Origin of the sequence: Bacillus sp. SA1-12, from assembly GCF_000981385.1 — a bacterium.
Classification (GTDB): domain Bacteria; phylum Bacillota; class Bacilli; order Bacillales; family Bacillaceae; genus Metabacillus.
This window is the reverse complement of the sequence record NZ_LATZ01000004.1, coordinates 1-12,584: the sequence shown is the minus strand read 5'-3', so window position 1 is coordinate 12,584 and position 12,584 is coordinate 1. Positions and strand designations below refer to the sequence as shown.

Genomic DNA, 12,584 nt, shown 5'->3' with positions numbered 1-12,584 from the left:
CATAGTTAAAATGGATTTTTTCTTAGTAGAACTAATAATGCAAGTAAGGGAGATATTAATTAACAAACGGGCCAGCTTGTTTCATCAGAAAATGAGGATTTTCTCATTAATTTTAAATAGAGAGAATCATTAAATGGAAATAGCGTCCTACTTCACTTTTAAGAATTTTTAATAGTTGCTTTACTGTATTAATAAATATGCTTTTTAAAAGGATCATTGACCATGATCCTTTTTGTGTCGAATAAATCCACCGCTTTTTGTTTTAATAATTTACTCAATCTTTGTTATTTTAAATAACTATTGTATAATCCCTTTATAATTGTTTCAAAAAGAAACACTTTGGAGGAAAAGGTAATGAAAATTAAAGTAAAATGTATTGCTCCTTATCAGGGACTTCGTGATCTTTTATTACAAGTAGCGGGTGAGGACAGCAGATTTAGTATAGATGTGGATATTGCAGACCTGGAAGAAGCACTGCCGATTGTTATGAATGCCGAAGAGCAAAATTATGATGTTATTGTAAGCCGTGGAGGAACAGCTTCTTTCATCCGTAAGCATGTTTCAATCCCTGTAGTGGATATACCTGTATCTGGATATGATATTTTGCGAGTTTTAACTTTAATTAAAGATTCGAACATCCAGCTGGCAATCATAGGATTCCCAAATATTTGCCAAGGTGCTTTGACGGTTTCGAATTTATTAGATGTTGAAATACCGATCTATTCTGTCAACCATGAATCAGAAGTGGAGGAAACGCTTAAAAGGGCTGTTAAAGAAGGGGCTCAGATTGTGCTTGGAGATGTGGTAACGGTTAATACCGCTCAAAAAATGGGCCATCATGGCATATTAATTACTTCAGGTACAGAATCCATTCAAGACATGCTATCTGAAGTCGAACATATTCATGATATTTATAAAAAGGGAAACCAAGAGGCCCAATTCTTTCAGGGAATTGTCCAAAATTGTCCTTCTGGAATATTGGCTTTCGATAAAAGCGGTTCGATTTTATACAAAAACGATCAAATAAAGCAGTGGTTTGGAGAGTTGGAGGTCCTTCCCTCGGAGCTGGACTTTTTACTGAAGTTGAACGATTTAGAAAAAGAAGGGGTACAGTTTGAACATGTACTTATCCATAATAAATCTTATCAATTAAATTCTTTCCCAAATGGGGAATATATTTTCATCTATCTTGAGCCTAACAAAAATCCTTATATGTCAGAATTAAGCACCGTTAAAATGCATGTACAAATTGCCTCCTTTGCTCAAATCATTGGCTCAAGCCAGCAAATCACTAAAACGATTAAGCGGGCAAAAACATATGCCAAAACAGATAAACATATATGGGTATCCGGTGAGGCCGGAACAGGGAAAGGCAGCTTTGCAGAAGCCATTCATTTAGCTAGTCAGCGGAACAGAGGGAGATTCTACCGAGTTTCCTGTCAATCCGTAAATGAAACAAAGCTGGCAGAGGAGCTGTTTGGAACAGGAGCAAATATCGGGCTGCTCCAAATCCCATCAAACGATACGATATATATCGAGGATATAGACAAGCTGTCAATGCCGTTTTTAGAACGTCTGGCAAATGAACTTCGCAAAGGTACCAATTTACGAATCATTAGCTCATCTAAAGTACAGTTTAAAAACCTGCTTAAAAATACAAGCTTTAACCAAGAACTCCTTCATTTGTTAGGGGAATATCAGCTTGTAATCCCTCCACTTCGTGAAAGAATCGAGGATATTAAGGAAATTACAAGGGTTTTAATAGCAAAACATAATTCTATATACGGAAAACACATTGTCGGAATGCGAGAAGAAGTTCTAGCACAGCTCATGGAATATGCCTGGCCAGGAAATTTAAAGGAACTCGAAAATATTATTGGGGAGCTGCTGGCCCTTGCAAAAGGTCATTATATTAGCAAAGAGGAATGGGATCTTGTATGGGAACGATACAGCTTCACATACGAAGCAAGTTTCAGAACGACAGAGATTGATTTAAATACTACGTGGGATCAAATCGAACGGCAGATATTGGAAAAAGTATTAAAGGAAGAAGGGATGAACCAGTCCAAAGCAGCAAAGAGACTGGGGATTAGCAGAGCAACTTTATGGAGAAAGCTTCAGTAGTTGTTTCAAAATTAAACATTATTGTTGTTGTCTTTGATTAACTCATGTCCTATAATCCTAATTGTAAGCGGTTTTCAAAAACTTGTTGTTTAAAAATGAAACACAACATACATGAGGGAGGAATTACAGATGAAGATCAAAGCAACATTAGACCGTATCCCGGGAGGAATGATGATCGTTCCGTTGATTATTGGAGCGATTATAAATACACTTTTTCCTAATACAGCAACAACCTTTGGTTCATTTACCGGAGCTATGATGACTGGAGCCTTACCGATTTTAGCAGTCTTTTATGTTTGTATGGGATCAACCATCGATTTCAAAGCTACTCCATATATCATTAAAAAAGGTGGAGCTTTATTAGGAACAAAAGTAGCTACTGCAGCTTTAGTTGGTGTAATTGCAGCTCAATTCCTTGGTGAAGGCATGATTGAGAGCGGATTCTTCGCGGGTATCTCTGTGCTAGCGATTGTTGCAGCGATGAATGACACAAACGGTGGCTTATATATGGCCTTAATGGGTCAGTTTGGTAAAAAGGAAGATGTTGGTGCTTATTCGATCATGAGTTTAGAATCTGGCCCATTCCTAACGATGATTTCTCTGGGTGTGGCGGGTCTTGCTGCCTTCCCATGGCAGACGTTGGTTGGAGCCATTATTCCGTTAATAGTTGGTATGCTGCTTGGTAACCTTGATAAAGAAATGCGTAATTATTTAAGTAAAGCAGTTCCTGTACTTGTTCCATTCTTTGCATTTGCACTAGGTGCCGGCTTAAATCTTCAAAATGTTTGGAAAGCTGGAATTTTAGGAGTTCTATTGGGAGTTGCTGTTGTTACGATCACGGGTGCAACGCTGTTCCTTGCTGATCGCCTTGTTGGAAAAGGAAACGGGATTGCCGGATTATCAGCTGCATCCACTGCTGGTAATGCGGTAGGTGTCCCTGCCGCTGTTGCTTCAGCAAACGCTATTTATGAGCCGCTGGTTGCATCAGCAACAGCTCTTATCGCTTCCTGTGTTATTGTCACAGCCATTTTAGTACCGATTGTGGTAGCCTGGTGGGCAAAACGTATCGGCGTTAAAGCTAATACTGCACAATCTTAATAAATGTTTGTCGCTAGAAAGGAAGAGAGGGAGCTGGGAATGAATAAAATCGGAATGATTGCAGATGATTTAACAGGTGCAAACGACAGTGGAGTACAGCTGGTGAAAAAAGGATTACGTTCATCTGTTATATTTGATTTACATCCGCTGGCTGCCGAGCAAAGCTATTTAGATGCCATTGTTATTGACACGGATAGCCGGGCTGTAAGTAAAACTGAAGCATATGAGGCTGTTTCTAAGGCCTCTTTCTTTTTAAAAGAGAATGGATTTACACATATTTATAAAAAGATTGATTCCACTTTGCGAGGTAATCTTGGTGCTGAAATTGAAGCAGTGACTACAGTATTTGACCCTGAGTTCTGTATCATTGCTCCTGCCTTTCCCCGGATTGGTAGAACGACGAAAAATGGAATGCATTATTTAAATGGAATTCCACTTTCAGAAACAGAAATTTCTAAAGATCCAAAATGTCCGGTTAAGGAATCTTCTCTTTGTCGATTGCTTGAGAGCCAATCCGATCAAAAGGTAGGTCTCGTAAGAACGGAAGATCTCGGTTCAGATATCGAATCATGGAGAGCTGAGCTTTCAAATTGGCAGCAAAAAGGTGTTAAATGGTTGGTTTTTGATGCAGTATTAGATGAGCATCTTGAAAATATTGCTTCTTGTATTTCATCAATCACTGAAAATGTAGTTTGGGTCGGATCAGCCGGATTGGCAGAATATTTACCCGAAAAATTAGGGATGATCAACTCAGTTGCAGTGAAGCCGGTTATGGGGGAAAATGAACATATTTTAGTGGTCTCAGGGAGTCTTTCAAGTGTAACAAGAGGCCAAATTTCGAGATTACTAGAGATGGACGGAATGATTGCGGTGGAAGTGGACCCGATAACGGTTTTTGAAGAGGAGAATCGCTGGGAGGACTTTAAGAAATCCTATGTAAAAAAGATGGTCGCAGCATATCAAGAAGGATATAATGCTGTTTTATTTGTGGACTCCTCAGCTGAAATTCGGAAAAATACGGCTGGGGCTGGAAAAAGGCTTGGTCTTTCTTCTTCAGAGATAAGCAATCGGATTTCGCAGGGATTAGGTGAAATCGCAAGTGAGTTTTTGAAAAATCATTCATTTGTTTCGGGACTTGTGCTAACTGGCGGAGATACAGCAAAGGACGTTTGCCGTCAAATTGGTGCAAGCGGCTTAGTGCTTCTGAAAGAAGTGGAGCCGGGTATTCCGCTTGGCAAATTAGCTGGAGAGCATGAATTATATGCTATTACTAAAGCAGGTGCTTTTGGTACTGAACAATCATTGGTCAATGCGGTACTAGAATTGAAAGGAGAGAAACAATGAATAAGTTGCCAGTAATCGGGATTACAATGGGTGATCCTGCAGGAGTCGGACCTGAAATCATATTAAAGAGCTTAAATAATAAGGGGATTTATCAACAATGTCATCTGTTTGTGATTGGTGATGCCAAAATTCTCGACCGGGCTCAACAATTTGTAAAGACAAATTTAGAAGTTGTAAAGATTAACGAGGTAGAGGAAGCTGACTATGAACCAGGGAAGGTATATTGTCTTGACATGGATCTGGTCCCGGCTGATTTGCCGATTGGTCAGGTTTCAGCGGAAGCCGGGCATGCAGCCTTTGAATTTTTAAAGAAGGCGATTGAGCTTGCTAATGAAGGGAAGATAGATGCGATCTGTACTGCCCCTTTAAACAAGGAAGCATTGCATAAGGGCGGCCATATGTATCCCGGTCATACTGAGATTTTAGCTGAATTAACAAACACAACAGACTTCTCCATGATGCTATCAGCACCAAAATTGAAAGTCATTCATGTCACTACACATGTTGGGATTATCGATGCAGTAAAAATGATTAATCCTGATCGTGTCTACAAAGTGATTGAATTAGCACATGAAACATTAAAAAAAGCTGGATATAAGACACCTAGAATTGCAGTGTGCGGAATCAACCCCCATGCGGGAGAGAACGGATTGTTCGGGTATGGAGAAGAGGCAGAGAAGGTTGTTCCTGCTGTTGAAAAAGCAGCTAGTGAAGGAATCGATGTAGTAGGTCCGCTGCCGGCAGACACCCTCTTTTTCAGAACTGTCCGCGGCGATTTTGATATTGTGGTAGCGATGTATCACGATCAAGGACATGGTCCAGTCAAAGTATTGGGTTTAGACGCGGGTGTAAATATTACAGTCGGATTGCCTATCATCCGTACAAGTGTAGACCACGGAACGGCCTTTGATATAGCTGGAAAAGGCATTGCTGATGAAAAAAGTCTTCAGGAAGCAATTAGACAAGCGATTGAGTTAGCTCCAAAAAGGCATTAATAGTTCAGAGTTTACCTAAGCTGATTTGAAAAAGGCATTGAATAATGCTTTATTCGAATCAGCTTTTTGTATAAAGAAATGTTTAAACCTTGGCGAAGAATGGCTTTCTTCTATGCGTGTGCTTCTTAATTGCCTTAGGCTGAGCATGGTGTTGCGCCATTATTTGCTCATACAGACAGTTAACTTTTATTTGACAAGATAAAACCCTATTTAGACTTGTAATAGTGAACGGTATCAAAAATAATATAACCTCAACTTTTAAGTTGAAATAAAAGTTAATATTTACCAAATAGAAAAGATTGGGAGCTTTAAGGATATAACAAAAAAGCCCCATTTCTTATAAGTTATCTTAAGAAATGGGGCTTTTAATATTGGGATTTTCTTATTGCTGTAAATATGCGATTAATAATTTGTGTTATAGGCATTGTTTTATAAAATAGGATTTTTCTTCTTTTGAAATTTCAGTAATCATGATCCATCATCGTGATGGTCGGTTGTAAATGTATTGATAAAAATGAGAATCTGTGGTAAATTTATATAGATGCACACATTTTATGGATTTTTGTATAAAATATCCCTATTTTAATTATACAGCATAAAATCCAATTCAGTCAACCCCTATTTTTATTTTTAAAGGAGTGTTTGATATGGACATGGAACTTCGCAGGGAGCAAGAACGTGTCTACAGAGTAATGGAGGTAATTACAGAGCAAATCAATAGATTGGAGGGCGAAACTTCCAGGCGTCGGAAGGAAGTTGTGAATATCCGCAAACACTTTTGGGACGAAGTAAAGGTAAATATTGATACCTTCGACGATTTTCTTGAGACGATCATCAACTTGAGACAAGAGGCTCAAGCCCTGTCAGTAAGCCAAAGCACCCATAGACATGCATCTAAAAGATTAACTTCGCTGCGGCGCATGCAAGGGATGCCTTATTTTGGCCGAATCGATTTCATTGAAGAAGGAACTTCAACTGCGGAACGAATCTATATTGGCATCTCTACGCTCACGGATACAAGCGGAGAGAATTTCCTTATCTACGACTGGAGGGCTCCGATTTCGAGTGTCTACTACGATTACCAACCTGGGCCCGCCAAGTATGCTACACCTGGAGGGGTCATCCATGGCATGCTAGAGAAAAAGTGGCAATACCTCATTCGCAGCGGCATGATCCAATCGATGTTCGATACCAGTCTCACTATTGGTGACGAGATATTACAACAGGTGCTTGGTAAAGGTACAGACAAACATATGCACAGTATAGTAGCCACCATACAACAAGAGCAAAACCGGATTATCCGGCACGACCGCGGACGAATGCTCATTGTACACGGCGCTGCTGGCAGCGGTAAAACATCGGCTGCACTGCAGAGGATTGCGTATTTGCTCTATAAATATCGAGATGTGCTGAATGCCGATCAAATCATTCTTTTTTCGCCTAATTCAATGTTTAATAGTTACGTTTCTAATGTGCTGCCAGAACTCGGCGAGGAGAATATGCAGCAGGTCACATTTCAGGAATATTTGGATCATCGGCTGAAAAGTGAGTTTCTAGTTGAGAATCCTTACGATCAATTGGAATATGTTTTGACTGCAGTGGATAAACCATCTTACGGAACGAGGATTGCTAGTATCCGATTCAAGGCTGCAACCCGTTTTTTTGAGGCGATTAAATCGTACAGAGAATCACTGGAATTATCTGGAATGGTATTCAAAGGGATTACCTTCAGAGGAAAGACAATTGTAACTGCTGAACAAATTACGGAAAAGTTTTATAGCAGTGACACCTCGCTTCGCTTTCATAACAGACTTGAGAAATTGAAGGATTGGCTAATTAAGGAAATAGATGAAGCAGAGAAACTTGAACGGTCTAAGCCATGGGTACAGGAGGAAATCGAACTGCTCAGCAATGAGGATTACCATAAGGCACATACCTATTTAGCAAAAAAACGCGGCTTTAAAGGAGAGTCGATTCATGATTATGAAATCGAGCCTAAAGCGTTAGCCCGCTTGATTGTTCGTCAGAAGTTAAAGCCGTTGCGAAAACGGATCAAGGGGTTTCGTTTCATTAACATTAAGGGAATATACAAGCAGTTTTTTACAGATCCCATCCAGATCAATCAGTGGATGGACGGGGATGCACCCGAGGAGTGGCCGGATATTTGCAGAATAACGGTGAAAATGCTGGAAGAAGGTAAACTATTTTACGAAGATGCTACTCCGTTTTTACTAATGAAAGAGATGATTCAAGGCTTTCAGACGAACAGCTCGATCAAACATGTACTTGTAGATGAGGCGCAAGATTATTCTCCGTTTCAATTTGAGTTTTTGAAACGATTGTTTCCTTCGGCAAGAATGACCGTGCTCGGTGACTTTAACCAAGCTATATTCGCGCATGCAAATGAAATGGTCGATTTCCAAACCCTTACTGGCTTATACGGTCCGGATGAAACGGCTGCGATTAACTTGACCCGCAGCTACAGATCCACTAGACCGATCGTCGAATTTACACGCGGACTCGTACCTAACGGCGAACGGATTACCGCTTTTGATCGCGATGGCGAGAAGCCTATATTGACGCAACTGTCTAATCGAGCTGAATTGCATCATTCCATTGCTTCCAAAGTTGCATCTTTACGGAAACGGCAGTACAGCACAATCGCGATTATATGCAAATCTGCAGCGGAAAGCACCGCTGCATACGATTCCTTGAGAGGTATCGAAGAGATTAAGCTCGTGAAGAGCGGAACGATTGAATACGAGCAAGGCGTTGTCGTCATACCGGCGTATTTGGCCAAAGGGATCGAATTCGACGCGGTTATTATTTATGACGCATCAGCTAAAAGTTACGGAGATGAGAGCCTGCGCAGATTGTTTTACACTGCCTGCACCCGTGCTATGCATCATTTGCAGCTATACAGTGTAGGTGAAATGAGCCCCTTTTTGCGCGATGTTGCGTCCGATAATTTACTTTTGAGCTTAACAAAGGAGTGAATGTGGTTTTGCTATCCTTAAACTGAATAACCCAAATTTAAACTAATGCAGCCAACAAGTAATGGTATTATTTGCAGTGGAAGGAATGACTGGGTTCCTAACGTCAAGAATTACTGATCATATGAAAGAAAAGCTCCCCAATTGAAGCTGCCGTCCCTGCTTATGGGTGAAACATTCCTCTTATTTGCAGGGATTGCATTAGCAGGAGCACTTCTATGTACATTCCTTATTAGGCCGAAACATGCACCAAACGATGAAACAATAGAAGCGAATCCCGGAATGATGGCAGGGCATATAAAAGAAAATGGATGATCTTTCTATTTAAATTGTTAATCATATGCAAAATGGCGCGTTAATCGAGTAACGCGTCTTTTTTTTATGCCAATTTCCGGGATAAGAGATGTATGATTTATTTCGTATTTTAAAATTATTGTTTGAAGATAAAGGTAAATTTGCCAGGAAATAGAAGTATTTTAAATATAGGCATTTTCTAAGAGATTGTTATTTTTAATCAGTTCTTTGACAAAAACTAATAAAAGTTGATTGAAGTTGGTTTTCGAGACTCCTGGTTAGGAAAGCGGGACTGAAAAGAGCAACAAAGATCCCGAAAACAGCTTAAAAATAGTAATGGAGGGTTTAATTGTGAGTTTAGAAGTGAAGATATCTTTCAATTTATTGAATCAAATAATGTAGATGCATTGGAAAAGGCTCTTATTTCTAACCCAGCTTTAACAAATCTAGAAAACGAGCAAGGATTAACTCCGCTAGGATTTGCATCACATTTTGGCAAAAAAGATTCTGTACAAATCCTATTAAATTACAATGCGGATATTAATGCCATTTCCCATTCTCATATATGGAAGTTAATTCTTAAACTTTTTAGTTACAATTAATATAAACTGCCTTTTGTTAAGGGAAAAAGCTGCTAACTAGCAGCTTTATTAAGTACTTATCGCAGTTAACAAACGTTTAGAACAGCTTTTCAGAAAAAGAAATTATAAATCGCTCTCAATTATTTGTTCAAATCGATCACTTACAAGTCTGCGGTTATGTAATATTTCATCATTTTTAAATGTTATACTGCCCCTATGCTCATCAAGGTTTAGTTTCTCCACTATGGATGAAAATGCACCTTTACTTTTCTTATCGACTTCAAAATAAATTGTTGTTTCATGGTCATCCTGTAAGATATAGACTTCTAGTTCATCTAGCTTGTTCAAGTATCTCCCAAAGGAAGGGACGAACTCGAATTGCTGCACGAAGGGACGCTTTGTCTTTATTCCAAAAGGCACTTTTTGACTTTCCATTTGTCTAAATCTGAACCCAATTATTTTTATTGCTTCTACAATGTTTTCTTGAACTTCTGAAGGTTCTATAGATATATAGTCTTTATCGCTTGGATCAACAGCATTTAGAATATTTACATCGGTATCAATCCACACAGGCGGCACATTTTTATTTGTTTTTGGATCCCTCATTGTAATAGGGGTATCTAATGGTATTCTAAATGAAAACGGAATTTCTTTTCGTTCTCCTTTTTGTATAACAAAAGGTTCGTTTACCTTGTGAGTATAAATAACAGTAGATGATAGGCGATCACTATCTTCATAGCCATATAAAGTCATTAGATTAAGGTTGATTGATTGAATTTTTTGTGCAGTTAATCCGCCGGTAATTTCAACAACACCTTCAAGAATCTCACCTTGTGTAAAGTAACTTTTCCTGACCTTTGTATCTACTTTTGCGGAACCAACCCCAACACTAGCAATTATCTTATTAAAAATGGACATGAAATCACCTCATAAATATTGTTATATTCTTCATACGAATATATATAAAGAAAGTTTCAAATATACGCTATATTAGTGGTATAAGGACAGTGTAAATCCTTTAATCTCTTAAATCAATGGCTGAACAAGTCTCTAGTAATTAGTGGTAAAATCATAATATAATCTGAACTTTATATAGGGGGAATTTAGTAGTGAAACCGGTAAAGGTTTATCATTATGATGCGTTTAGTAAAGAGCCTAATAAAGGGAATCCAGCAGGTGTTGTTTTTAATGGAGATGACCTTACAGAGGAAGAAATGCAAGAGATTGCGTTAAAAGTAGGTTTCAATGAGACTTCTTTTCCTGTAAAATCTGCTATTGCTGATTTTAGAATACGTTATTTTACGCCAGGGCATGAAATGAATTTATGCGGACATGCAACAATGGCAACGGTCTTTGCCTTAAAAACGAGAGGATTATTAGGTGATAAAACAGATTTTACAATCGAAACAAAGGCAGGTGTTTTACCTATAAAGCTTCATGCAGCTGCAGGTAATGAAACGTACATAACGATGAAACAAGCTTCACCGCAGTTTAAAAAGTTTAATGGCTCAAAGGAAGAGTTAGCTGCCGCAATCGGATTAACAAAACAGGATCTAGATGGTGAATTACCTATTCTTTATGGCAGTACAGGTACTTGGACACTTTTAATTCCAATAAAAACACTTGAAGCCTTTAAAAAAATGAAACCTAATAATAAGCTATTTCCAACTATTTTAAAAGAAATGCCAAAAGCTTCAATACATCCGTTTTGTTTAGAAACTTATGATCCTCATGCAGATATGCACGCACGCCATTTCTCATCACCTTACTCCGGTACGATAGAGGATGCAGTTACAGGAACTGCTTCAGGGGTAATGGGAGCATATTATGCAAAATACATAAACACGCAATTTGAAAAATCTCTAAATCTTATAGTAGAACAAGGTCATGAAATCGAAAAAGACGGTCGGGTTATGGTACAGGTCTTTAAAACCAATGACAATTATGATATCGAGATTACGGGGAATGCAGTATTTGTAAAGGAATTTGAAGTGATTATGTAGAAGAGGGATAAAATTCTTAAAATAATGGTGATAGGTAGTTAACTCATGATGGTCAACCGTGCAATGAACATAATTGTTACAAACTATAATGATAACTGGGTTCAATTATTCAAAACTGAAGCAAAAAAAATTTGTGAGCTTTTTAAAGATGAAATGATAGACATTCATCATATAGGAAGTACAGCTGTGCCAGGTTTAAAAGCGAAACCTATTATTGATATAATGCCATTAGCATTCCTGTAGAGAGTAAATTATTGACTTTGATAAAAAAAGAGCTCCTCAGTAAGATTGAATATAGACACCACTCTAAACCCAAATCTTAAGGAGGAAGCTCTACTATGAAGTATAAAATGCAAGACAAACAAAATCAACTTATTGAAAGAATCTCAGATCGTCATCTCGTTGTCGGAGTTGATATTGCACAACAAGTCCATGTAGCTCGAGCTGTAAATTATCGTGGTATTGTGGTTGGTAATCCTCTTTCTTTCGAAAATAGTGAAGTGGGCTTTACTAGGTTACTAGAATGGATCAAAGGATTAAAAGCTGTAAAAAATTTTGATAAAGCAATAGTTGGTATGGAGCCTACCGGACATTACTGGATTAACTTATCGAAATGGCTATACGAACAAAACATTGATGTCGTATCAGTTAATCCTCACCTTGTAAAAAAGAATAAGGAAAACCGAGATAACACCCAATCCAAAAGTGATAAAAAAGACGCTCTCGTCATCGCTGATATGGTGAAGAATGGCTACTATGCCTTTATTCGTCCCACTTCAGAACCTTTCGAAAAACTTCGAGTATTAATGGCTAACCGTGACGTGATTGTTAAACGGCTCGTCAGTTCCATAAACCAAATAAATCGTTGGGTAGATATTGTCTTCCCTGAACTTCGACAGGTATTTAAAGACTTCAAAGGCAAAGGGGCAATCGCAACTCTTCGCTTATTTCCTACACCTAGGGAACTACGTTCCATGGAAGCACAGGATATAGTAAAAGGTTGGAAAACACTGATGAAGCGACACGCTGGCTTTAAAAAAGCACAGTTACTAATAGAATTAGCCAAACATTCTGTTGGTAGTCACCAAGCACATGATGCTTATAAACTACACTTAGAACAATTACTTGAAGAATTTGATCTCGCTACAGCCC

At 38.5% G+C, this 12,584-nt stretch carries 11 protein-coding genes; 10 read left to right on the top strand and 1 reads right to left on the bottom strand.

What is annotated here, in order from left to right; genetic code table 11:
• The first annotated feature begins 354 nt into the window (after positions 1–354).
• From WQ54_RS03575 to WQ54_RS35570, 7 genes are all read left to right on the top strand, one after another.
• Positions 355–2,124, top strand: a complete 1,770-nt coding sequence (locus tag WQ54_RS03575; protein WP_046512251.1) for a sigma-54-dependent Fis family transcriptional regulator — start codon at positions 355–357, stop codon at positions 2,122–2,124.
• 129 nt (positions 2,125–2,253) lie between these two features.
• Positions 2,254–3,222: a 2-keto-3-deoxygluconate permease gene (locus tag WQ54_RS03570; RefSeq protein ID WP_046512249.1), complete on the top strand. Its 969-nt coding sequence runs from the start codon at positions 2,254–2,256 to the stop codon at positions 3,220–3,222.
• Between the two features lie 39 nt (positions 3,223–3,261).
• Positions 3,262–4,566 (top strand): four-carbon acid sugar kinase family protein, encoded by a 1,305-nt coding sequence (locus WQ54_RS03565; protein WP_046512246.1) that lies wholly within the window; start codon positions 3,262–3,264, stop codon positions 4,564–4,566.
• Positions 4,563–5,561 (top strand): 4-hydroxythreonine-4-phosphate dehydrogenase PdxA, encoded by a 999-nt coding sequence (gene pdxA / locus WQ54_RS03560; RefSeq protein ID WP_046512243.1) that lies wholly within the window; start codon positions 4,563–4,565, stop codon positions 5,559–5,561. Before WQ54_RS03565 ends, pdxA begins: the two co-directional genes overlap by 4 nt.
• A gap of 647 nt (positions 5,562–6,208) precedes the next feature.
• Complete coding sequence (gene helD, locus WQ54_RS03555) at positions 6,209–8,557, top strand: RNA polymerase recycling motor HelD (protein WP_046512241.1); 2,349 nt, start codon at positions 6,209–6,211, stop codon at positions 8,555–8,557.
• 162 nt (positions 8,558–8,719) lie between these two features.
• Positions 8,720–8,869: a hypothetical protein gene (locus tag WQ54_RS33360; protein WP_156177673.1), complete on the top strand. Its 150-nt coding sequence runs from the start codon at positions 8,720–8,722 to the stop codon at positions 8,867–8,869.
• Between the two features lie 350 nt (positions 8,870–9,219).
• Positions 9,220–9,450 carry an ankyrin repeat domain-containing protein gene (locus WQ54_RS35570; protein ID WP_156177696.1) on the top strand — a complete coding sequence of 77 codons (231 nt, stop codon included), beginning with the start codon at positions 9,220–9,222 and terminating at the stop codon, positions 9,448–9,450.
• A 102-nt stretch (positions 9,451–9,552) separates the two neighbouring features.
• Here the strand turns inward: WQ54_RS35570 and WQ54_RS03550 are convergent, their stop codons facing one another.
• Entirely contained in the window at positions 9,553–10,347 is a 795-nt protein-coding gene (locus WQ54_RS03550; RefSeq protein WP_046512238.1) for a sporulation protein, read from the bottom strand.
• 191 nt (positions 10,348–10,538) lie between these two features.
• Between WQ54_RS03550 and WQ54_RS03545 the strand changes: the two genes are divergently transcribed.
• The 3 genes from WQ54_RS03545 to WQ54_RS03535 all read left to right on the top strand — a co-directional run.
• Positions 10,539–11,432 (top strand): PhzF family phenazine biosynthesis protein, encoded by an 894-nt coding sequence (locus WQ54_RS03545; protein WP_046512235.1) that lies wholly within the window; start codon positions 10,539–10,541, stop codon positions 11,430–11,432.
• A gap of 45 nt (positions 11,433–11,477) precedes the next feature.
• The gene (locus WQ54_RS03540; RefSeq protein ID WP_046512233.1) at positions 11,478–11,675 is read left to right on the top strand and encodes a GrpB family protein; all 198 of its coding nucleotides are present in this window, start codon (positions 11,478–11,480) and stop codon (positions 11,673–11,675) included.
• Positions 11,676–11,770: 95 nt separating this feature from the next.
• Positions 11,771–12,584 (top strand): IS110 family transposase (locus tag WQ54_RS03535; RefSeq protein ID WP_046512230.1); only part of this gene is annotated, 814 nt, incomplete at its 3' end.